Raw genomic sequence first — 21441 nt, forward strand, 5'->3', positions numbered from 1 at the left:
GGAGGGAAGCGCGCTTCTCGCCGTACGGCGAAATCGTCTTGTGAATGGGGGTTTTTCACGCCCCCACGGGCCACTCGTGAACCGGAATGTTCTCGTGCATCAACGGCAGGTAGCGGCGCAGCATCTCGTGCAGCGCCCGCTGTCGGTCAGCACCCTGTTTCTCCAGCTCGTGCAGCGTGTCCACCTGCCACGAGGCGCCGTTCTGCTGGCGCAGGCAGCGCTGCTCGATGATGCCCATCAGGCGGTCGCGCTGGGCCGGCGAGACGCCCCAGCGGTCCAGCCCGTCGGCCGCCTGGGGCAGCAGCCGGCGCAGCACCAGCTCGGTCACCGGGACCGTGCCCACACCCGGCCAGAACACACTGGCGTCGATGCCGTGCCGGGCGCAGGCGTGGAAATTCTCCTCGGCCGCGCGGAAACTCAGCTGGGTCCAGACCGGTCGCTCGGCCTCGGCCAGGCTGCGCGCCAGCCCGTAGTAGAACGCCGCGTTGGCGATCGTGTCGGCCACCGTCGGACCGGCCGGCATGACCCGGTTCTCCACGCGCAGATGTGGTCGGCCGTTGACCACGTCGTAGATCGGCCGGTTCCACCGGTAGACCGTCCCGTTGTGCAGCCGCAACTCGCTCAGCGTGGGGATCTCGCCCCGTTCCAGCAGGTCGGCCGGGTCGTCCTCGTCGCAGATGGGCAACAGCGCCGGGAAGTAGCGGACGTTCTCCTCGAACAGGTCGAAGACGCTGGTGATCCAGCGCTCCCCGAACCACACCCGCGGGCGTACGCCCTGGGCCCGGATCTCCTCCGAGCGGGTGTCGGTGGCCTGCTCGAACAGCGGGATCCGGGTCTCGCGCCACAGCTCACGCCCGAACAGCAGCGGCGAGTTCGCCCCCAGCGCCACCTGGATCCCGGAGATCACCTGGGACGCGTTCCAGTACGCCGCGAACTGCGCCGGACTGACCTGCAGGTGGAACTGCGTGCTGGTGCACGCCGCCTCGGGCGCGATCGTGTCGGTGGTGACCGCCAACCGGTCCACCCCGTCGATCCGGATGTCCAGATCCTCACCCCGGGCCGCGAAGATCTGCTCGTTGAGCAGCGAATACCGCGGGTTCGCGGAGAGCGAGTCACCGGTCAGGTGCTCCCGGCGCAGCGTCGGCAGGATCCCCACCGTCACCATGTGCACGCCGACCGTGCGGGCCTTGCCCTCGGCGTGGTTGAGACTGGCCCGCAACGCCTTCTCCAGATCGGCGATGTCGTCACCGCCGAGCCGCCGGGGCGGCAGATTGATCTCGATGTTGAACTGGCCCAGTTCGGTCTGGAAGTCCGGATCGGCGATCGCGCCGAGCACCTCGGCGTTGCGGAACGCCGGGTCGGCATTGCCGTCGATCAGGTTGAGCTCGATCTCCATACCGGTCATCGGCCGCTCGAAGTCGAAACGGGACTCGCGCAACATCGTCGCGAACACGTCAAGACTGCGGCGGACCTTCTGCCGGTACCGGGACCGGTCCTCGCGGGAAAATTCGGTCTTCTCGACTTTCTCGCCCACCGGGCACCACCTTCCAGCCGTCAGCGGTGAGGGGGAACGGGCGTCGTCGCAGCGGTCCCCCCGGACTCATGATTACCGCTGTCTATGCCTGTTCTCATCCCGGCGGGGCAGCATTTACGGGTGGTGGCTAACGGTGCGTCGAACATGGACGCCCCGGTACCCGATCGTCTCGTTTCCTACGCGTTCAGTGGAAGAGAACGAACATCAGGGCGGCGACCACGACGAGACCGGCGGTGGCCTGCAGCAGCATCGCCGGACCCATGTGCGACCAGCGGGTCGGGATGCGCGGGGTGAGCGGCTGCATCGTGGTCAGATTGACCACCTGCATCAGCTTCACCGGCAGGGTACGGTCACGCTGCGGCTCGGTGCGCACCTGCACGAGATCCCCCCGGTGCAGCGCCGACTGCGGCAGCTGCCCGTGCATCTCGATCTCATAGGTCTGCCCGAGATCGTCGCGCAACCGGACCGGGGTGACCAGGAACTCCGGGCCCTTGCGCAGATCCTTCAGACTTCGCCGGGCCGGTTTCATCCGCAGCAGCGAGGCCAGCAGCTGGGCGATCCCGGCGGTCAGGAAGACCGCGATCGCCAAGGGCCGCCCGACCCGCACCTCGCGGGTGTACGAGGCCTGGTAGCCGATGAACCGGCCGGTGATGATCGGACTGACGTGCCGGAGGATCCGCTCGCGCTGCAGCTCGGTGTCGTCCATGGGGGGTCACCTCCTGGATGTTCCTCAATGTTACGGAGTGGGCTCGGATGCGCACCGTGAGTGAATCGTGAAATCTTGATCACCCTTTCCCTACCAACCCGTGACCCGGCCCGCGCCGGATACCGCCCAATTCCCGCCGACAACCCACCGATCTGCGGAAACTCGCCCTTCCGGGGTACCCGCCGGGGTGAACTGGACGACGAGTCGCGCGAAACGTGCGGGCGGGGGGCGGGGACCAGTGGCACCGACGAACTACGTCAATCCGGACAGTGTGCTGGCACGCACCGCCCGCGAGATGATCGCCGCGCACACCGTCGAAGAAGGCGTCACCCGCTGCCCGGCCTGCGGAGAAACCCCGCCGTGCCGCGCCGGGCAGGCCGCCGCCGAAGTCCTGGCCGCGGCCGGGCTGATGGAGGCGTCCGGGCTGATCGCGGCGACCCGGGTGGCCTTCGGGCCGTCATCGGACGAGCCGCCGGCCTGGTCAGCCGCATCGCCCGGGGAGTCGTGGACGGACTCGCGGCTCGGCGGTCTGCTGCGGAACTCCGGGCCCGGTTTTATTTCGCAAACAGCGAGCAATGGTACGAACGGGGCGCCGGCTGCGGGTGGATTGTCGTCGCCGGCCGGGCGCCACGCCGGGCCTGAGGTCAACGGGGCGGGCGGGGTGAACGGGGCCGGGCCGGCCTCGTTCAGCGGTGCCGCCCACTCCCTCGGCGAGCAGCCCCTCAGCGGCCTGCCCTCGTCCGACCAGCCTTTCAGCGGCCTGCCTTCGCTCGACCCGCCTTTGAGTGGCCTGCCTTCGCTCGACCAGCCTTTTAGCGGCCTGCCCTCACTCGACCAGGCTGCCGGTGGTCGGTCCTCCACGGATCAGAACTACGCGGATCAGGCCGCCGCGGACCAGTTCTTTGCCGGCCGGTCCTTCGCCGACCAGCCGGAACCGGGCAGCAGCCCGCGCCGGGGTGCCCACGCGGCGCCGTCCTCGCCTGCCCCGTGGGCGGCCGGCGCGGCGTCGAACGACTCGCGCCCCTGGTCCGCGACCGGCGCCGAAACCGACGCCCAGCCGTGGTCCGCGACAGGCAGCGCCCCCGATGCGGGCGCCCAGCGATCGTGGCCCACGGCCGGAACCAGCCCCGACGCGAGCAGCGGGCCGCTCTCCTGGTCGTCACCCGGGACTGACGCGGTCGGCGAGCGGTCGTGGTCCACCTCCGAACCCGGCGCTGAACAGCGTTCCTGGCCCCCGGCCGAGCCCTCCGGCGCCGGGTCGGCCGGCGAGAGCGCGGACGGCAGCGGCCTGCGCGCCTGGCCGCCCGCCGAAGCGCCCGCCGCATCCGGAAGCGGCCGGAAGACCTGGCCCCCGGCCGAATCGGAATCCGCCCCGGCCGGCCCTGCCGCTCCCGCCGCGCCTGCCGGTCCTGCCGCGCCTGCCGGTCTTGCCCAGGCCTGGCCGGCGACCACCGGTGAGCCACCGGCCGCGAGCGGCCTCAAGCCGTGGCCCGCCTCGGACCCGGCCCTCGGCGAACCGCCCGCCGCGAGCGGCCTCAAGCCCTGGCCGGCCGCGGAACCCACCGTCACCGAACCGCCCGCCGCGAGTGCGCTCAAGCCGTGGACGGTCACCGAGCCGCCGGCCGCGAGTGGCCTGAAGCCCTGGTCTGCGGCTGAGCCGTCAGCGGCCGAGCCGCCGGCCGCGAGTGGCTTGAAGCCGTGGCCCGCAGCCGAGCCCACCGTTACCGAACCGCCCGCCGCGAGCGGTCTCAAGGCGTGGCCGCCGGCCGACAACGCGCAAGGTGACTTCTCGGGCGGCGGGCAGCCGGGCTTTGCCGCCGGCCCAACCGGTATCGCCGGGCCGGCCGGGCCCGGCTCCCACCCGGGGATGGCGCCCGGCGTATCCGGTTTCCCCGGCCACGCCGAAGCCGTGGGCATGTCCGGACTCGCCGGCCAGCCTGCGTCCGGACTCTCACCCGCCGGACCGAGCGGCTTCGGCGACCAGCCGGGCTCGGGCCTTTCGCCCGCCGGCCCGTCCGCGGCGCCGGGTTTCACCGGTCAGGCCGGCGTCTCGCCGGCTGGTCCGAGCGGAGCTCAGGGTTTCGCGGGTCAGGCGGGTGGCTCGCCGGCTGGTCCGAGCGGAGCTCAGGGTTTCGCGGGTCAGGCGGGTGTCTCGCCGGCTGGTCCGAGCGGAGCTCAGGGTTTCGCGGGTCAGGCGGGTGTCTCGCCGGCCGGTCCGAGCGGAGTTCAAGGCTTCACCGGCCAGGTCGGTTCCGGCCTTTCGAGCGGCGGGGTGGCTGGTGCTCAGGGCTTCGCCGCCCAGGGGGAGTCGGGCCTGCCGCCCGCAGCCTTCGGCCCTCCGCCGGGGCCCGCCGGGGCCGGCATGGCGGCTGCTCCGGGCGCTGCACCGTGGCCTCCGGCCGACAGCACCCCAGGTCAGCCGGCAGGAGCCGTCCCGCCCGGCGGAGCAAGCCAGCCCAGTGGGTTCGGCCCGGCCGCTGGAGTCGGTCAGCCGGGCGAGGGGATGCCGGGTTCTCCGCCGTGGGCGGCCTCCGCCCCTGCCGAGCCCCCGGCGAATCCGGTCTGGCCGGCGCCGGGAAACGATCCGATGGTGCCGGGACCGGCCGGGCCCGGCGGGTTCGGGCAGATCCCGGAAGTACCGTCGATGACCACCCCGCCCACCGACCTCAGCGAGGGTTCCACCCCGCCGTGGGCCGCACCGCCCGCCGCGGCCGTGCCGGTCCCGGCAGCCACGTCTCCGGCCGGGCCGGTTCCGCAGATGGGCGACGCTGCTGCCGCGCCTTCGGCCGGTTCCGGTTACAGCCAGCAGAACAGCCCGCTCGACGCCCCGCGCTTCACCCGTTCCGCACGTTCGGCCGCGGGCAACCTTGCCGGGATGGCCGCGCCGGTTCCCGGGATGGCCCCGCCGGGCTACCCCGGATCGGACCAGACCCAGGTCGCCGGAGTTCCCGTCGTTCCGGGGATGGCCCCGCCGATGACCCCGGGATCCGCGCCGAGTGGCGACTTCCTGCCCTCAGCGGCCGCGATGACCGGCGCCGCACCGCAGGCTCCCGCCGGTCAGTACCCGCCCGGCCAGGCCTCTGGAATGAACCAGGCGATGCCTGGGCAAAACCCAGGTATGGCACAGGCCCAGGGTGTGGGCGGCCAGATGCCGGGTCAGGCCGCAGCTATGGGCCAGGCTCCGGGGACGGGCCAGAACCGCCCGGGCCTGCAGCCGCCCGACATGGGCCAGCACAACCCGCCGGCCGGAGCGCCGCCCACGCGTCCCGGTCTGCAGCCACCGGACATGGGCCAGCACAACCCGCCGCCCGGAACCCGTCCCGGTCTGCAGCCACCGGACATGGGCCAGCACAACCCACCGGCCGGAGCACCGCCCACGCGTCCCGGCCTGCAGCCGCCGGACATGGGCCAGCACAACCCGCCGTCCGCCCACCTGAACGCCCCGGCCGAACCCACCGGCGCCCCGGTCGACGAGACGAATGCTCCCTCCGGGCTCCCGGGACGCGGTTCCGTCCCGGTCGCCCCGCCGACGCTTCCCGCCGACAATTCCGTCCCGGACGACCACACCAACGCGCCCAGCGGCCTGCCCCACCGCCAGTAGCCGTCCCGGCGAGGGCCGTGCGAATCCCGTACGGGAAAAAGAAAGCCGCCTCAGGGGAGGGCGGGGATCAGGTGGGTCCAGACGATCTTGCCGTCGCTGACCGGGAGCACGCCCCACGTCTCGGACAGCTCCCGGACCAGCCGCAATCCGCGGCCGCCGGCGTCGGTCAGGCCGGGGTCGAGGGCTCGCGGCATGGTGCGGCTGCCGTCGCGGACGGCCATGGTGATGCGGCCGTCGCGCTGGCCGAGGGTGAATTCCATGGTCGTGTGGGCGTGGCGGACGACGTTGGCGACGAGTTCGGTGGCGATCAGCGCGGCGGTCGAGGTGAAGTCGGCCCGTTGCCAGCGGGCGCAGGCCTGGTCGACGAGGTGGCGGACCTGGCGGCAGGCTTCGGGGACCGGGCGCAGGCGGACCCGGACGCGGTCCGGCATCGGCTGGCGGCCGGCTTCGGCCAGGGCGGACGCGCAGTCGTCGGCCATCTCGACGCCGGCGCAGTCGGGGGTGGCGGCCAGGGCGGCCGTCGTGCCCGGATCGGCCCCGCAGACGACGATCGGCACGTTCGGGAATTCCGCGGTCTGGCAGACGACGGATCCGAACGTGCCGAAGGCGAACGGGTCGGCCACCTTTAATCGGGTCACGTCGAGCAGAAGTTTCACGGGTTGCACGGCCAGGCTTCGGCGTACGGCGACCCCGAGCGCGTCGCCGGTGAGGTGGTCCAGGGTGCCGGTGACGGTGAGGACGGCCACCGGGAGGTCCCGTTCCGGCCGGCAGACGAGCTGGCTGGACATCGGGTGCCTCCTTCCGGCGCGGTGGGTCGTGACAGCAGGTGCCCGGCGCCGTGGGCGGGCAAACCAACACCTGTGGGCGAATCTCGTGCGGGCGGCGCGCGGGAGTCCGGCGGATGGGCAACAGCGAAATAAAGTACCGTTGCGCGCCATGGGTGTGTCGCAGCGTTTGAAGAACCGATTCCGCAAGTTTTTGCAGCGTCCCGGCACGACTGTGGACCTCGGCCCGCTGTCGAAGCGCCTGGACGCGATCGAGGCCCGTGAGGAAGCTCTGCAGGAGCTGGACGACGCGGCGCTGACCGACGCCGCGCGCGAGGCGTCCGATTTCACGGAGATCTGCGCGGTGGGCCGGGAGGCCGCCCGCCGTGCGATCAGTCAGCGGCCGTACGACGTCCAGCTGCTCGGCGCGATGGCGCTGCTCTCCGGCCGGGTCGCCGAGATGGCCACCGGTGAGGGCAAGACGCTCACCGCCACGATCGCGGCGTACGGGCACACCCGCCTGGGCAACGGCCCGGTGCACGTGCTCACCGTCAACGACTACCTGGCCAAGCGCGACGCCGAGTGGATGGAGCCGATCTACACGCTCCTCGGCCTGACCGTCGGCTCGGTGACCGAGGCGATGACCCCGGAGGAGCGCCGGGAGGCGTACGCGGCCGACGTCACCTACGTGTCGGTCTCCGAGGCCGGCTTCGACTACCTGCGGGACCAGCTGGTCACCGACGTGGCCGACCGGGTGCAGCGCGAGCTGGCCACCGCGATCGTCGACGAGGCCGACTCGATCCTGATCGACGAGGCCCGGGTGCCGATGGTGCTGGCCGGTTCGACGGCGACCGAGAGCGACCCGGTCCACGAGGCCGCCGAGCTGGTCAAGGGCCTGCGCAACGGCAAGGACTACGAGGTCGCGGAGGACGGGCGCAGCGTCGCCTTCACCGAGACCGGCCTGAAGAACGTCGAGGAGCTGCTCGGCGGCATCGACCTGTACGCCGACGACCAGGTCGAGCACCTGTCGGCGGTGAACGTCGCGCTGCACGCGCACGCCCTGCTGCGCCGCGACGTGGACTACATCGTCCGTAACGGCGGGGTCGAGCTGATCGACGAGATGCGCGGCCGGGTGGCCCAGCGCCGCCGCTGGCCGGACGGTCTGCAGGCGGCCGTGGAGGCCAAGGAGGGCCTGTCCGCGACCGCCGAGGGCGAGGTGCTGAACACCATCACGGTGCAGGCGTACATCGCGCTGTACAAGACGGTGTGCGGCATGACCGCGACCGCGGTGCACGTCGGCGAGCAGCTCCGGGAGTACTTCAACCTCGAGGTCGCGGTCGTCCCGTCGAACACGCCGAACATCCGTGAGGACGACCCGGACCGGATCTACTCGGCGCACGACACCCGCGACGAGGCGCTGGTCGAAGAGATCAAGATCGCGCACGACAAGGGCCGCCCGGTGCTGATCGGCACCCTGGACGTGAAGGCGTCCGAGCGGCTGGCCGAGCAGCTCGAGGCCGCCGGTGTGCCGTGCCACGTGCTGAACGCGAAGAACGACGCCGAGGAGGCGACGATCATCGCCGAGGCCGGCGCGGTCGGCGCGGTCACCGTCTCCACCCAGATGGCCGGCCGTGGTGTCGACATCCGCCTGGGCGGCAGCGACGAGAAGGACCGCGATCGGGTCGTCGAGCTGGGCGGGCTGTACGTGATCGGCGCGGGCCGCCACGACAGCCGTCGTGTCGACGACCAGCTGCGGGGCCGCGCCGGTCGTCAGGGTGACCCGGGTGCCTCGGTGTTCTTCGTCAGCCTGGAGGACGAGCTGGTGACCCGGCACGCCGGCGAGATCCTGCCGGCCTCGCCGCGGATGGACATGGACGGCGTCGTGCACGACTCGCAGGTGGACTACGCGGTCGAGCACGCCCAGCGGGTCGCCGAGGGCGTCAACCACGAGATCCACCGCAACACCTGGCGCTACAGCGTCGTGATCGAGCAGCAGCGCCTGCTGATGGCCGAGCGGCGCGAGCGCCTGCTCACCTCCGAGGTGGCCGCGATCATGCTGCTGGAGAGGTCGCCCGAGAAGGCCAAGGAGACCGACGAGGACGTGCTGTCGGACTCGGCCCGGGCGATCGCGCTGTACCACCTGGACCGGCTCTGGGCCGACCACCTGGCCTACCTGTCCGAGGTCCGCGAGGGTGTGCACCTGCGGGCGCTGGGCAAGCTGGACCCGCTGGACGAGTTCCACCGGTCGGCCGTTCCGGCCTTCCAGGACCTGCTGACCAAGGTCGAGGAGCGGACCATCGAGACGTTCGACGAGGTCGACCTCACCGACGGCTGGCAGCCGGACCGGGCCGAGATCGTCCGGCCGAGCGCCACGTGGACGTACCTGGTGCACGACAACCCGTTCGGCTCGGAGCTGGACCGGCTGATCGCGGCCGTCGGCCGTCGTCTCACCTCGGGTGGCTGATTTCACTTCTGTTTACGTGAAGGGGGTGTCGCGCGAGCCGCGGCACCCCCTTCACGCTGTTCCGGCCCTGCTCAGACGCATGGGGTTCGGCAATGCTTAATGCGGCTGACAGAAAGCGTTCCCGGAATGCATTCGTGTTACCGGGAACAATATGGAACGTCTTTCTCACACTGTGGATGGAGACTTGACCAGCAAAGCGACCGACCGGAAATATCAGGCCCGCTTTAACGCACAGTGATCACTCATATTCGCTTGCCGCAACAAATTTTTGGGGGATCAATCAATGCCGGTCAGCGCATTGTCGCCGCGAGCCGATCGTCGTTCTGCCGGACCGGGCCGGGGTCCGGCCAACCGGCGCTCCGAACCGGCGCTGACCGTGACGCTCGCCATTCCGCTCACCGGGGACGCGGTCTCGCCACAGGCGCACCGCCTGCTCGCCGCCGTCCGTGAGCTGGTCGAGCTGAGCCGGGGCACGGTCACCGTGGAGTCGGCCTCGGTGCCGGCCGAGCCGGAGCCCGAGCCCCTCCCCAGCGGTCCCGAGGTGCGTCTGCTGACCGGGTCCCGCCAGGTGCTCCTGGAGGGCGAGGTGGTCCCGCTCACCCGTCTTGAGTTCGACCTGATGCTCTACCTGGCCGAGCGGCCGCGCCGGGTGTTCAGCCGGGCCCAGCTGCTGGCCGGTGTGTGGGGCTACGAGCGGGCCGGGGAGCGCACGGTCGACGTGCACGTCCGCCGGCTGCGGCTCAAGCTGGGCGCGGCGGTGCCGGCCGTCACCACCGTCTACGGGGTGGGCTACCGGCTGGCCGACGACGCCCGGATCACGATCATGCCGCACGATTGAGGTCATGCGCGTTGTTCCGATCTCGTTCGAGGTCCTCGTCCAAGATCTGACGGATCGGCTGGCCAGTCGGGAATCCGACAGTAGGATCCGGGTGGCCGTGGACGGGGCGGACGCGGCCGGACCGGGTCGTCTCGCCGATGCCCTGGTCGGCCCGCTGCGGGTGCTCGGCCGACCGGCCGTACGCATCGACACCAGGGATTTCTTGCGTCCGGCGTCGGTCCGGCTGGAGTTCGGGCGGGCGAATCCGGACTCGTTCTACAGCGGCTGGTTCGACGAGGCCGGCCTGATCCGCGAGGTGCTCGACCCGGCCGGCCCCGGCGGCTCCGGGCGCATCGTCACGCGTCTGTGGAACGCCGATGCCGACCGGGCCGCCCGGGAGCCCTACCGCGACCTCCCGGAGAACGCGATCGTGCTGGTCAGTGGGCCTCTGCTGCTCGGTTCGGGGCTGCCCTTCGACTTCACCGTCCACCTTGAGGTGTCGGCTGCGGCACTGGACCGGCGCACCCCGGCCGAGGAACGCTGGACCCTGCCGGCCTTCGCCCGATATGTGGACGAGGTCGCCCCGGAGACGTTCGCGGACGTGGTCGTTCGCCTGGACGATCCGCGGCGCCCGGCCCTGGTCACGGCCGCGGGCGGACCGGAGGGGTGATCGTCGGCACAAGACCCGTGTGCCGAGTCCGTGGCGGAACCCACCACTGACAGTTATGCTCCGGTTACTTTTTCGCGGGGGTCTCGTTTGGGACTTCCGGCGGTGGGTATCAGGCGGCTCCACGAGCCGGATCCGAGACCCGCCGGCTGGGGCTGAGGGAAGGGCAGGGGGACTGCATGCTCGTCAACGGAGCGGTTGTGGCCGGTAAGGGCGCTAGCGCGGTTAATCGACGTTCGACCGAGGAGGTCGAGCAGATCCGGGTGCTCCTGCGGACCAGGTTCGAGGAGCTCGACGCGGAGTACGAGGACGCGGTCGCGGCGAGCCACCGCCTGCGTCTGGTCGAGATCGGTGACTCGGCCGGCGACGACCAGGCGGACAGCGGGTCCAAGACGGCCGAGCGGGATGCGGCCGGGTCTCTGCTGCGGACGCTGCTCGACCGGCGGACCCAGGCGGAGTACGCGATGCAGCGGCTCGAGGACGGGACGTACGGGAACTGTGAGGGCTGTTCGAACCCGATCCCGGTGGAGCGGCTCGAAGTGTTCCCGTCGGCGACCACGTGTGTGAACTGCAAGCAGGTGCGGGAGCGTCGCGCCAGCTGAGGTCTCGGGGTGCCCGTTTCCGTGGGGGCGGGGGCGGGCACATCAGTGGGTCCAACAAGGAATGCCGGCCGGAGGTTACGGCCCGGCGACAAGTGGACGAGTGGCGACATCCAAGAGAAGTTCGGCTATCGCTATTCGTACGAGAAATCTGCAGAGCGGGTGCCGAAACCGCCGCGCCGGCGAACAATTCTCCCGGCGTTTCCGCCCGGCCGGGCGCGACGACCCGCATCGATCTGCTCGGTGACCCGGGCGTCTGACCCCGCCCGGCGCGGGAATCCCGCACGACGGGCTCCGGAAATTCGCCGGCCCTCCCTCCCGCGGGGGAGACGAAACCCTCTCGCGAGGGATCAACCGACATCGAACTCGGACGAGTCTTGACCTCGAAGGCGCCGCCACCCGGGTGGCGCCCACGGGGAAGGACCACGATGAGAAAATCGGTTCGAGGGATTGCCGCCGCGGCGACCGCGATCACGCTCGCCACCTGGGCAATTCCGGCCTCCGCGCACGACCGGGTCGCCCGGGTCGGCGGGAGCGCCGAGTTCACCCTCCCGTTCTCGCCCGACAATGACGTACGCCGATTCAGTTTCGATGTCCGGGCGGCGCCCTTCACCCGTCCGCTGCCGGGCCGCCCCCAGGGTCTGCCCATGGACGCCACCGGCACGGTCAAGGTCTCGCACTACGTCGCCGCCACCGGCGCCACGGTCACCTTGGAGGCCGCCGTCGACTGCCTGATCACCAGCCCCGGCTACGCGGCCATGACCGGCATCGTCACCCGCGCCGACAGCGACGTGCGGGACTGGATCGGCACCCGGGTCGGGTTCAGTGTCCGCGACGGCGGCCGCGACGGTCACGGCGACCGCGCCGGCTACACCTGGAACATGAGCGGCGACCAGGACGAGAACGGCACGTGGGGTCCGGCCAAGGTCGGCACCTGCCTGGCCCCGGCACCGTTCGGCCCGGTCACCCGCGGCGACTTCACCGTCCACCACGTCGACCTGCCGCTGGACCGGCCCGCAGCCGGCTGACCCGGATCCGGGCGGGGCCGCCACACAGAAGGCGGCCCGGCCCCCGAACCGGGCGGGGCCGCGACACGGGGGAGCGGCCCCGCCCCGGGCCGGCCGGGGTGAATCCTCGATGAACGGCGGTTCCGGCCCTGTTCAGGGGGTAGAACTCCAGGTATGACCGACGAGCCCGAAGCCCGCCTGCCCCAGCCGGGCGACCAGTCCGGCCCCGAGTTCAATCCCGCCGGCGATTTCGAGTACGACGAGGCCCACGGCGCCGGCGACCACCAGGACGTCCCGGAGGCCTTGGTCGAGGAGGCCGAGCGCCGCCGCGCCATGGCCACGCCGCGCTGACCGATCACCGGCGCGCGGGGGTCAGCCCCCCGCGTACTGAACGGCGGTGAACAGCAGCATCGCCGTGACCAGCCCGGTCCCCAGCACGGTGACCACGGTGCTGGTGTCCAGCCCGACCTTCCGCCGATCAGCCACCAGTTTCGCGCCCACGACGGACAGCACCGGGCAGGCCAGCAGCACGAGCAGCGCCACCACCGGCGCGGCCTGCCGCCAGTCCCCGGCCGCGGCCGAGCCGGTCTCCCGGACGACCTGGTTGCCGATCGCCCCGAGGATCCCCCCGGCCAGCCCGAAGATCGTGAACAGCACCTTGATGCCGAACGTGATCGGCCGGGCCGGCGGCGTCCACTTGACCCGTTTCTCCACCTCGGCCAGGTATTCGGCCGGGGCCCGCTCGTCCGCCCGCTGCCGGGGGATGCTGGCCGGCGGCAGTTTGCCGAACCGTTCGGCCACCGATCCGACCCGGTGCACGTACTCGGCCCAGAGCCCGGCCGCCCGCGCGTCGACCTCCTCCAACTCGCGCCGGGCGTCGCGGACCGCGCGCCGGGCGTCGCGCACCCGGTTCTCGGCCTCGCGCACCGCCTCGTCGGCCGCGGTCCGCTGGTCGGCGTGCCACTGTTCGGCCTCGGCCCGCAGCCGGGCGGCCCGCTGGTCCAGCGTGGTCAGCCGGCGCAGGACGGTCCGGTAGTCGGCCCGTTCCATGTCGGCGCGTTCCAGATCGCTCATGTGCCACCGTACGGAATGATCACTTCGGCGCCTCGGTGCACCGACCGGTCGAAGTGCAGCGCCCGCCAGGGCCGCGGATACCAGTTCGGCGCACCAGCGCCCGGGTAGTACGGCGCCAGCTCGCTCCCGTGCACGTCCAGCGCGACCCAGGCGCCGATCGGGTCGGTGCGGGCGGCCGGCCCGCCGAGCGTGTCGCGCAGCAGCCCGGCCCCGCGCCACCAGCCGAGCACGTGCAGCCGCCGTTCCGGTCCCTGCCGCAGCACGGTCCGCAGGTGATCGGCGGTCTCCTTGCCGCCGGGGAGCGCGTCGGCCGCGTACAGGAAGATGAAGTGCGGCCGGTCGGCCGGCCAGGCCGCGGTGGACTCGGCTGCCGCGTCCTCCAGGAGCCAGTCGACGTTCGACGCGTCGTACCATCCGCAGTCCGGGATCCGGGCGTGCAGCGCCTCGGCGGCGGCCCGCGCGTCCGGGTCGAAGCAGGCGATCGAGAAGCGCGCGCCGTCCCGGCTGAACTGGGCCGACAGGGACCGGCCGGCGGTGGCCAGCACCGAGCAGGCCTCCTCGACCCGGGTGCCGAGCACGGCCAGGTTGCGCCCGGGCGCGCGGCGCAGCACGGTCCGCGCCGACCGGGACATCACGTCGATCGTCTCGCCGAGCATCGCCACCGGGGCCGGCGAGTCCTCGGCGACCAGGGTCCGGAAGTCGGGGCTGTCGGCCAGTTTGGGTTGCGTGTCGCCGTCGAACAGCCGCGGCGGCAGCTCGCCCGGGGGCAGCCGGCGCCACAGCCGGTGCTGCAACGCGCTCCACTGCTCGCGGTCACCGGCGGCCGGCACCCGGACGACCTGGTTGGCCTCGGTCGCCCCGGAGTCGGAGTTGACCACCGCGTGGTACCGGGGCAGCGTCTCGGCCGCGTTGTTCTGCTCGGCCAGGATGCGCCGGGCCCGGGGCAGCGCGATGCGCAGCGTGAACTGGGCGACCAGGGCCGGCCGGCCCCACAGCGCCTCGATGCCGGAGACGTCCTGGCTGGCCAGGATCAGGTGGATGCCCTGCGAGCGGCCCCGGCGGGCCAGGTCCTCGAGCAGGTCGACGGCCTCGTTGGTGACCGCGTCCCGCCCGGCCAGCAGCACCTGGAACTCGTCGACCACGGCGACGATCCGCGGCCAGACGCCGTCCGGGTCCTCGGCGCGCAGCTCGGCCAGGTTGGTGACCTCGTGCTGTTTGGCCGCCTCGGCCCGCCGCCGCAGCTCGCCGCCGAGGAAGCGCAGCAGGGCCAGACCGAACTCGCGGTCGGTGTTGACGTTCACCCCGACCAGCCGCACGTGGGGCAGCCAGCTCTGATCCCGGCGGCCCGGCGCGAACCGCGCGAAGGACACCCCCTCCTTGAAGTCGAGCAGGTAGAACGCCAGCTCGGCGGGGGAGTAACGGGCGGCCAGGGCCCCCATCCACGCGTAGATCAGGTTGGTCTTGCCGGTGCCGGACGGCCCGGCGATGAGCGCGTGCGGCGGGTAGTCGCTGAGCGTCACCTGCACCCGGGTGCCCTGCGGGCTGTCGCCGAGCGGCGCGGTCAGCCCGGTCGCCGAGCTCTCCCGCCACTCCTGGTTCGGGTCGGGCAGCAGGCTGTCCAGCGCGATCGGGGCCGGACCGGCGGCGACCGCCTCGGCGATCTGCCGGCAGGTGGCGCTCAGCACGGTCGGCGGCGGGCCGGGGTCGAGCCGGACCGGAAGGTCGCCGCCGCTGCTCATCCGGGCGTCCTCGCCGGGCCGGGCGGTGACGCACTCGATGCCGGGCCCGGGGTCCACGCTCAGCCCGTGCACGATCAGGTGCACGCCGCAGGCGGCGCCGGTGCGCAGCAGACGTTCCAGCTGGGTGCGCTCGTGCCGGTTCAGCTCGCCGGCGCCGAGCAGCACGGCGACCCGCCACGGCTCGGGCCGCCGCTTGGTCGCCGCGTGCAGCTCGCGCAGCGAGGAATACTCCCCGGCCAGCACCGTCTCGTTGATCCGCCGCACGTGCCCGACCAGGTCGTCCAGGAGTGCGGTCAGCCCGTTGGGGGCGACGAACGTGAGCACCCGGGCCGGGGCGAGCGCGGCGAACCCGGCCAGCCCGCCGCCCAGATGCTCCGGGTCGTACCCGATGACCTGCACCGCCCCGGGCTGGCTGCTGCCGAGCGCGCGCAGCAGCAGGCCGGCCACCACGTCGTCGCCGAGCTTGCGGTCGCCCTGGACCACGACGTGCCCGTGGTCGAGCAGCTGCACCAGGGCCGGCACCTCGGGCGCGTCCTCGGCCGGGGCCGGCGGCTCCTCGTCCCACGACCAGGGGCGGGCCGGTTCGGCCGGGGCGGCCACCGGGGCCGAGGGCAGCAGCAGCTGCCCGATCCGCAGTTCGGCCGCGGCCGGCAGCGGGGTCGCCTCCCACGAGTGCCAGGGCTCGCCGGCCGGACCGGGGGCGGCCCGGTCGGCCGCGCCCGCCGCCGCCCCGGCCAGCGCGCCGAGCTCGGTGTCGTGCCACTCGTCGACCGACCGCAGGCGCTCGTCACGGGCGGCGACCAGCTTGCGCTGCCGGGTGTCGGCCGCGGCCCGGATCCGCTCCCACCGCCCGGACGCGGCGCTCTGCTCGCGCTCGGCGTCACCGAGAGCGTTCTCCGCGGCCCCGAGCGCGTGCGACAGCCCGGCCCGGATCTCCATGACCTGCTGTTTCGTGGACTCAGTCATGGCCTGCCGGAATCGTCGTCGTCATGATGGCCGCTCACCCTCGCGCGGGCGCACCGGTTCCGGCGCGGCCGGGTCGAGCGCGCCGGCGTCACGGCCCAGCCGGGCCAGCAGCACCCCGGTCAGCACGCTCGCGGTCACCGCGTTGTCGGCCGGATGCCCGGCCGGGCGGTTCCCCTGATCCTTGGCCGGGACCCGGCAGATCCGGTCCAGGAGCGTGTCCAGCACGGCCGGTGAGGTGCCCGGCAGCAGTGCCTTGACCCGGCCCTCGGCGGCCGTGCGCAGCCGGGGCACGTCCTCCGGCCGGGGCTCGTGACCGAGCAGGTCGGCGGCGAGCCGGTGCAGCACCGGCGGGGTCACCGCGGACAGCCCGAGCCCGGTCGACGCGTTCACGCCGTGCAGGTCACGGCCGAGCCGGGCGCGGTCACCGGACCGGACCCCGGCCGCGACCCGCCGCAGCAGCTCGGCCGTGTCGGTCGTCTCCGGCCGCCGGCCCTCGGCCTTGTCCGGCGCGGGCTCGCCGGTGAGCTCGGCGACGCGCGCCTGCCACCACGGGCCGAGCCGCTCCGGCGTCTCCGGGGCCGCGCCCGGCTGCTCGGCCGGAGGCCGCGGCTCGTCCGGTTTCAGCGCCTCGCGCCACTCCTGGTCACGCTGCGCGCCGGGCACCCCGCCGAGGCCGAGCACGGCCAGGTAGGACTCGATCGCGTCCTCGGCCAGGCGCAGCGCCGCGGCCGCCCGCTCGGCGTGCTCGGTCGCGTTGCCCAGCTCGGGGACGCCCATCTTCTGCTCCGAGGCCTCGCGCACCCAGTTCAGCAGCTCGGTGGCGGTGCGGAGCTTCTCCATCGCCTTGACGACCAGCCCGTCGGGCAGCTCGTCGGAGGCGGCCCGGAGCCGGGCGCCGAGATCTTCCAGGACTGACATCGCGTCAGAGCATCGCCGTGTAGTTCTGGGCGGCCTCGATCGCGACCTGGGTGGCGCTGAAGCACTCCTCGAGCTGCTGGTCGGCCTGCGACAGCGAGGCGTGCGCGGTGCCGACGGCCTCATGGGCGCCACCGTCCAGCGCCGCGGCCAGGCTCTGCTGGGCCTCCCCGAGCTTCTCCCGAGCCGCCTGTATCGCCGCCTGCCCCTCGTTCACCTGCTGGACAGCGGCATCCACGGCCGCTCTGAGCTCGGCGACACTGGCCACTCGTTCGGCCTCCTGTAACTCAACCCACTTGCGGCTCCAGCGTAACGCCAAGCCCGGTTCGTGCTTGCCTCGGCCGCGCCTTTTCGCACAACAGGGAGTAAAAAGACGCACCAGGAGTCCGACGATCGACAAGGGTGATCGCCCTGGTAGCAACCGATTTCCGGCGCGGTCCATTGTGGATCATGCCACTTTCCGGCCCGTCGCCGACCCCCACACCCCAAATCAAGATCAAATTCTTCATTGCCTCGGTCCGCCGTGGTCCCGATCGTCGCTCCCGCGGGGACCCTTCCGGTCTGAGCAGGGCGCTGGCGCGCCCAGAACGCTCAGCCCGCAAGGGCGATGTGGTCGGGTGGTTGCGGTCAGAGCAACAAACCCGTCGACACCCGAGACCGCTTCACCCGACTCCACCCCTTCACCCGCCGCCACCCCGTCACTTGCCCCACCCCTTACCCGCTGCCACCTCTTTACCCGCCGCCAAACCTTTACCCGCCGCCACACCGCAAAACCGACGCCGCCCCGAAAACCCGCCGGTGGCCCTGGCGCCTCCGGTCGGCGCTCGCGGCCCGGTCGGCGTTCGCGCGGCCCGGGGCGAGACGCGGGGGCGGGCGCGAGGTGCGGAGCGGGGGCGAGGTGCGGGGCGGCGCGGCGAGGCGCGGCGAGGTGCGGCGCGGGGCGGGCGAGGTGCGGCGCGGGGCGGGCGAGGTGCGGCGCGGGGCGGGCGAGGTGCGGCGCGGCGCGGCGTGGCGTGGCGCGGGCGAGGCGAGGCGACGTGCGGGCGGGTGAGACGCGGGGCGGGCGTGGTGCGGGTCAGCGCGGCACCGAGGACGGGCCGCGGATCTCCGCGCCCAAGGCCACGGCGCGGTCCCGCAGGCCACGGTCGGCGGTCACGACCACGATGCGGCGGGGGCGGGGCTCATCCCGTACCAAATCGATGATTTTGTCGTCGCCGGAGCCGGTGGCGCGCTCGATGCGCACGCCGGGCGGACCTTGCGGAATGTTCCGGGCCTGGCCCTCGACGACGAGGACCACCTCGACCGGCGCCGGGATCCCGGTCAGCCCGGCCGCCGGCACCGCGGCCAGGTTGTCGCGGAGGCGGACCGCGGCGCCCGCACGATCGCGCCACCAGCCGTCCGGAACCGAGCCGACCACGTTGGCGCCGTCGACGATGATCAAAGGCGGCCCGGACGCAGAGGTCGGAGGCGTGGCCGCGGTGTCGCCGGATGTCGAGGCCGGAGGCGTGGCCGCGGGATGGCCGGACGCGGAGATCAGAGGCGGAGACTCCGGTTCGCCGGACACGGCCGCCTGTGATGTGGCTCCCTGAAACGGGGACTCCGGAGACGCGGGCGCGGGTTCGGGGAAAGCGGGTTCCCGGAAGAGCGGCGCCAGAGGTTCGGAGGGGTCGGCCATGAAGTTGAGTCTACCCCTGTCAACTTTTTGCGGAAAACGGGAATCACCGTCCCGCCTCACGCGCTTCTAACCGGTGGCGGCGGGTGATTCGGCCGTCGTGGAGTACCAGGGGAAGAGAGACTGATGAGCATCGGACCGTTGGGGCCGGGTGGCCCCGGTCAGTGGGACGACCTGTTCGCGCGCTTCTTCGGTGCGGCCGAGCCGCGCCGGTCGGCGCAGCGGATCGATATCGCGCGCTACATGAGCAACGACGCACGCCAGGTGCTGGCCGACGCCGCGCGGCGGGCCGCCGACCTGGGTGCCGGTGACGGCGGCCTGGCCGACCTGGACACCGACCACCTGCTCTGGGCCGTGCTGCAGCAGGAGCCGATGAAGCAGACCGTGCGCCGGGCCGGCGTGGACCCGCAGGTCCTGATCAGCGAGCTGGACGGGCGGCTGGGCGACGACGCGTCGCGGACCGCCGCGGCCAACCGGCGTGCCGACATGGGCGCCGACCGGGACACGCCGGAGCAGGTCGCGCTGACCCCGGCGGCCAAGCGCGCGCTGCTGGACAGCCTGCAGATCTCCCGCGCGGTCAGCGCCTCCTACATCGGGCCGGAGCACATCCTGATGGCGCTCGGCCTGAACACCGACTCGGTGGCCGGGCGGCTGCTGGCCGGTCGTCTCGACCCGCGGCAGATCCCGAACCCGGAGACCCCGTCCGGCCCGGCCGGTGACGGCCGGGGCGGCTCCCGCGGTGGCGGGCGCGGCGCCGGTGCGACGCCGACGCTGGAGCAGTTCGGCGTGGACCTGACCGAGGTGGCCCGGCGCGGTGAGATCGACCCGGTGATCGGCCGGGCCGACGAGATCGAGCAGGCCGTGGAGATCCTGTCCCGGCGCACCAAGAACAACCCGGTCCTGATCGGTGAGGCCGGCGTCGGCAAGACCGCGATCGTCGAGGGCCTGGCCCAGCGGATCGTGGACGGCGACGTGCCGCTCACCCTGCAGGACAAGCGGGTCGTGCAGCTGGACCTGGCCGGTCTGGTCGCCGGCACGCGCTACCGCGGCGACTTCGAGGAGCGCATGCGGAAGATCATCGACGAGATCCAGGCATCCGGGGACGGCCTGATCGTCTTCATGGACGAGATCCACACCCTGGTCGGCGCCGGTGGCGGCGGCGAGGGCGGCGGGATGGACGCCGGCAACATGCTCAAGCCGGCCCTGGCCCGCGGGCAGCTGCGGGTGATCGGCGCGACCACCCTGGACGAGTACCGCAAGCACATCGAGAAGGACGCGGCCCTGGCCCGGCGCTTCCAGCCGGTGCTGGTCGGCGAGCCCAGCGTCGAGGACGCGGTGGCGATCCTGCGCGGGCTGCGCGACAACTACGAGGCGCACCACCAGGTGCGGATCACCGACGAGGCCCTGGACGCGGCGGCCGAGCTGTCGGACCGCTACATCACCGACCGGTTCCTGCCGGACAAGGCGATCGACCTGATCGACCAGGCCGGCGCCCGGGTGCGGCTGCGCGTCAAGACACCCGACGCGAACCTGCGCGAGCGGGAGCGGCAGCTGGAGCAGCTGTCCCGGGACCGGGACCAGGCCGTGCACGCGGAGAACTACGAGGTCGCGTCCCAGCTGCGGGACCGGATCAACGAGCTCAAGGCTCAGATCGCCGGGGCCGGGGCGGGCGCCGACGGTGTCCCGCGGGTCACCGCCGACGACATCGCCGAGGTGGTGTCCCGCGCGACCGGCATCCCGGTGGCGCAGCTGACCGAGGCCGAGCGGGACCGTCTGCTCCGGCTCGAACAGCACCTGCACGAGCACGTGATCGGCCAGGAGGACGCGGTCGCCGCGGTCGCCGAGGCGGTCCGCCGTTCGCGGGCCGGGCTGGGTGACCCGGACCGGCCGGTGGGCAGCTTCCTGTTCCTCGGGCCGACCGGTGTCGGCAAGACCGAGCTGGCCCGGTCCCTCGCCGAGGCGCTGTTCGGGGAGCCGGACCGGATGATCCGGCTCGACATGAGCGAGTTCCAGGAGCGGCACACCGTGTCGCGGCTGGTCGGGGCGCCGCCCGGATACGTCGGCTACGACGAGGCGGGGCAGCTGACCGAGGCGGTGCGGCGGCGGCCGTACAGCGTGGTCCTGCTCGACGAGATCGAGAAGGCCCACCCGGACGTGTTCAACATCCTGCTCCAGGTGCTCGACGACGGGCGGCTGACCGACAGTCAGGGCCGCACGGTGAGCTTCAAGAACACCGTGCTGATCATGACCAGCAACCTGGGGTCGGACCTGATCAACGGGTCGACCCGCAGCGTCGGGTTCGGCGGCGGGGAGGCCGGGGACGATCTGCACGACCGGATCGAGCGGCGGCTCAAGGAGCAGCTGCGGCCCGAGTTCATCAACCGCATCGACGAGATCATCGTCTTCCGGCAGCTGGAGACCGACCAGCTCCGGAAGATCACCGAGATGCTGCTGGAGTCGACCCGGCGCCGGCTGCACGCCCAGGACGTCACGCTGGAGATCACGACGGCGGCGGTGGACTGGCTCGCCGATCGGGGCTACCAGCCCGAGTTCGGGGCCCGGCCGCTGCGCCGGACGATCCAGCGGGAGCTGGACAACCGGCTGTCCAAGATGCTGCTCGCGGCCGATCTGGCGCCCGGCCAGACGGTGCGGGTGGACGCCCGGGAGGGCGCGCTGACCTTCGACGTCGAGTCGGCGTCGCTGAGCACGCGCTGACGGAGGTCACGAGAACGGCGCCGGATCCTGGTCCGGCGCCGTTTCCGCGTCTCGCCCCTCCGCGGAGAGGATGAGCTCCGGAACCCGGCCGCGGGGTTTTGTGGTTTGACCGCAACCACCCGACCACGTCGCCCTTGCGGGCCTCGCGTTCTGGGCGCGCCAGCGCCCTGCGAGGACCGGAAGGGTCCCCGCGGGAGCGAC

At 72.7% G+C, this 21441-nt stretch carries 17 protein-coding genes; 8 read left to right on the forward strand and 9 right to left on the reverse strand.

What is annotated here, in order from left to right:
* Nucleotides 1-55: 55 nt before the first annotated feature.
* The 3 genes from ACSHV8_RS05575 to ACSHV8_RS05585 form a co-directional block, all read right to left on the reverse strand.
* A complete protein-coding gene (locus ACSHV8_RS05575) occupies nucleotides 56-1534 on the reverse strand; it encodes a glutamate--cysteine ligase (RefSeq protein WP_436530040.1) in 1479 nt (492 codons plus the stop codon).
* Between the two features lie 184 nt (nucleotides 1535-1718).
* On the reverse strand, nucleotides 1719-2240 hold the full coding sequence (locus tag ACSHV8_RS05580; RefSeq protein ID WP_436530042.1) for a hypothetical protein: 522 nt from the start codon (nucleotides 2238-2240) through the stop codon (nucleotides 1719-1721).
* A gap of 879 nt (nucleotides 2241-3119) precedes the next feature.
* The gene (locus ACSHV8_RS05585; RefSeq protein ID WP_436530044.1) at nucleotides 3120-3440 is read right to left on the reverse strand and encodes a hypothetical protein; all 321 of its coding nucleotides are present in this window, start codon (nucleotides 3438-3440) and stop codon (nucleotides 3120-3122) included.
* Between the two features lie 1387 nt (nucleotides 3441-4827).
* Between ACSHV8_RS05585 and ACSHV8_RS05590 the strand changes: the two genes are divergently transcribed.
* The gene (locus tag ACSHV8_RS05590; protein ID WP_436530045.1) at nucleotides 4828-5841 is read left to right on the forward strand and encodes a hypothetical protein; all 1014 of its coding nucleotides are present in this window, start codon (nucleotides 4828-4830) and stop codon (nucleotides 5839-5841) included.
* 50 nt (nucleotides 5842-5891) lie between these two features.
* Here ACSHV8_RS05590 and ACSHV8_RS05595 read toward each other — a convergent pair whose 3' ends face one another.
* Nucleotides 5892-6629, reverse strand: a complete 738-nt coding sequence (locus tag ACSHV8_RS05595) for an ATP-binding protein (RefSeq protein WP_436530047.1) — start codon at nucleotides 6627-6629, stop codon at nucleotides 5892-5894.
* Between the two features lie 148 nt (nucleotides 6630-6777).
* Between ACSHV8_RS05595 and secA2 the strand changes: the two genes are divergently transcribed.
* The 6 genes from secA2 to ACSHV8_RS05625 all read left to right on the forward strand — a co-directional run bounded on the left by secA2 (nucleotide 6778) and on the right by ACSHV8_RS05625 (nucleotide 12510).
* The gene (gene secA2, locus ACSHV8_RS05600) at nucleotides 6778-9069 is read left to right on the forward strand and encodes an accessory Sec system translocase SecA2 (protein WP_436530049.1); all 2292 of its coding nucleotides are present in this window, start codon (nucleotides 6778-6780) and stop codon (nucleotides 9067-9069) included.
* A gap of 376 nt (nucleotides 9070-9445) precedes the next feature.
* Nucleotides 9446-9907 (forward strand): winged helix-turn-helix domain-containing protein, encoded by a 462-nt coding sequence (locus tag ACSHV8_RS05605; RefSeq protein ID WP_436530051.1) that lies wholly within the window; start codon nucleotides 9446-9448, stop codon nucleotides 9905-9907.
* A gap of 4 nt (nucleotides 9908-9911) precedes the next feature.
* Complete coding sequence (locus ACSHV8_RS05610) at nucleotides 9912-10556, forward strand: uridine kinase (RefSeq protein ID WP_436530053.1); 645 nt, start codon at nucleotides 9912-9914, stop codon at nucleotides 10554-10556.
* A gap of 176 nt (nucleotides 10557-10732) precedes the next feature.
* Nucleotides 10733-11155, forward strand: coding sequence for a TraR/DksA family transcriptional regulator (locus tag ACSHV8_RS05615; RefSeq protein ID WP_436530054.1), 423 nt, complete (start codon nucleotides 10733-10735; stop codon nucleotides 11153-11155).
* Between the two features lie 425 nt (nucleotides 11156-11580).
* The gene (locus ACSHV8_RS05620) at nucleotides 11581-12180 is read left to right on the forward strand and encodes a hypothetical protein (RefSeq protein WP_436530056.1); all 600 of its coding nucleotides are present in this window, start codon (nucleotides 11581-11583) and stop codon (nucleotides 12178-12180) included.
* Nucleotides 12181-12333: 153 nt separating this feature from the next.
* Nucleotides 12334-12510 carry a hypothetical protein gene (locus ACSHV8_RS05625; RefSeq protein WP_436530058.1) on the forward strand — a complete coding sequence of 59 codons (177 nt, stop codon included), beginning with the start codon at nucleotides 12334-12336 and terminating at the stop codon, nucleotides 12508-12510.
* A gap of 21 nt (nucleotides 12511-12531) precedes the next feature.
* Here the strand turns inward: ACSHV8_RS05625 and ACSHV8_RS05630 are convergent, their stop codons facing one another.
* From ACSHV8_RS05630 to ACSHV8_RS05650, 5 genes are all read right to left on the reverse strand, one after another.
* On the reverse strand, nucleotides 12532-13233 hold the full coding sequence (locus ACSHV8_RS05630; RefSeq protein ID WP_436530060.1) for a hypothetical protein: 702 nt from the start codon (nucleotides 13231-13233) through the stop codon (nucleotides 12532-12534).
* Complete coding sequence (locus tag ACSHV8_RS05635) at nucleotides 13230-15938, reverse strand: FtsK/SpoIIIE domain-containing protein (RefSeq protein ID WP_436530061.1); 2709 nt, start codon at nucleotides 15936-15938, stop codon at nucleotides 13230-13232. The genes ACSHV8_RS05630 and ACSHV8_RS05635 overlap by 4 nt, the downstream gene beginning before the upstream one ends.
* A 21-nt stretch (nucleotides 15939-15959) precedes the next feature.
* Nucleotides 15960-16856, reverse strand: coding sequence for a hypothetical protein (locus tag ACSHV8_RS05640; protein WP_436530062.1), 897 nt, complete (start codon nucleotides 16854-16856; stop codon nucleotides 15960-15962).
* 4 nt (nucleotides 16857-16860) lie between these two features.
* Nucleotides 16861-17121, reverse strand: coding sequence for a hypothetical protein (locus tag ACSHV8_RS05645; RefSeq protein WP_436530063.1), 261 nt, complete (start codon nucleotides 17119-17121; stop codon nucleotides 16861-16863).
* A gap of 807 nt (nucleotides 17122-17928) precedes the next feature.
* Nucleotides 17929-18294: a hypothetical protein gene (locus ACSHV8_RS05650; RefSeq protein ID WP_436530065.1), complete on the reverse strand. Its 366-nt coding sequence runs from the start codon at nucleotides 18292-18294 to the stop codon at nucleotides 17929-17931.
* A gap of 357 nt (nucleotides 18295-18651) precedes the next feature.
* Here ACSHV8_RS05650 and ACSHV8_RS05655 point away from each other — a divergent pair, with 357 nt between their 5' ends.
* Nucleotides 18652-21240, forward strand: coding sequence for an ATP-dependent Clp protease ATP-binding subunit (locus ACSHV8_RS05655; protein WP_436530067.1), 2589 nt, complete (start codon nucleotides 18652-18654; stop codon nucleotides 21238-21240).
* The last annotated feature ends 201 nt before the right edge of the window (nucleotides 21241-21441 follow it).

This window comes from Actinoplanes sp. HUAS TT8 (assembly GCF_051380535.1).
Lineage (GTDB): Bacteria > Actinomycetota > Actinomycetes > Mycobacteriales > Micromonosporaceae > Actinoplanes.

Coding starts and splice junctions, on each gene's coding strand:
- ACSHV8_RS05580 (WP_436530042.1), bottom strand. CDS start 2,240: ATGGACGACACCGAGCTGCAGCGCGAGCGGATCCTCCGGCACGTCAGT.
- ACSHV8_RS05590 (WP_436530045.1), top strand. CDS start 4,828: ATGGTGCCGGGACCGGCCGGGCCCGGCGGGTTCGGGCAGATCCCGGAA.
- ACSHV8_RS05595 (WP_436530047.1), bottom strand. CDS start 6,629: ATGTCCAGCCAGCTCGTCTGCCGGCCGGAACGGGACCTCCCGGTGGCC.
- secA2 (WP_436530049.1), top strand. CDS start 6,778: ATGGGTGTGTCGCAGCGTTTGAAGAACCGATTCCGCAAGTTTTTGCAG.
- ACSHV8_RS05610 (WP_436530053.1), top strand. CDS start 9,912: ATGCGCGTTGTTCCGATCTCGTTCGAGGTCCTCGTCCAAGATCTGACG.
- ACSHV8_RS05615 (WP_436530054.1), top strand. CDS start 10,733: ATGCTCGTCAACGGAGCGGTTGTGGCCGGTAAGGGCGCTAGCGCGGTT.
- ACSHV8_RS05620 (WP_436530056.1), top strand. CDS start 11,581: ATGAGAAAATCGGTTCGAGGGATTGCCGCCGCGGCGACCGCGATCACG.
- ACSHV8_RS05625 (WP_436530058.1), top strand. CDS start 12,334: ATGACCGACGAGCCCGAAGCCCGCCTGCCCCAGCCGGGCGACCAGTCC.
- ACSHV8_RS05630 (WP_436530060.1), bottom strand. CDS start 13,233: ATGAGCGATCTGGAACGCGCCGACATGGAACGGGCCGACTACCGGACC.
- ACSHV8_RS05635 (WP_436530061.1), bottom strand. CDS start 15,938: ATGACTGAGTCCACGAAACAGCAGGTCATGGAGATCCGGGCCGGGCTG.
- ACSHV8_RS05640 (WP_436530062.1), bottom strand. CDS start 16,856: ATGTCAGTCCTGGAAGATCTCGGCGCCCGGCTCCGGGCCGCCTCCGAC.
- ACSHV8_RS05655 (WP_436530067.1), top strand. CDS start 18,652: ATGAGCATCGGACCGTTGGGGCCGGGTGGCCCCGGTCAGTGGGACGAC.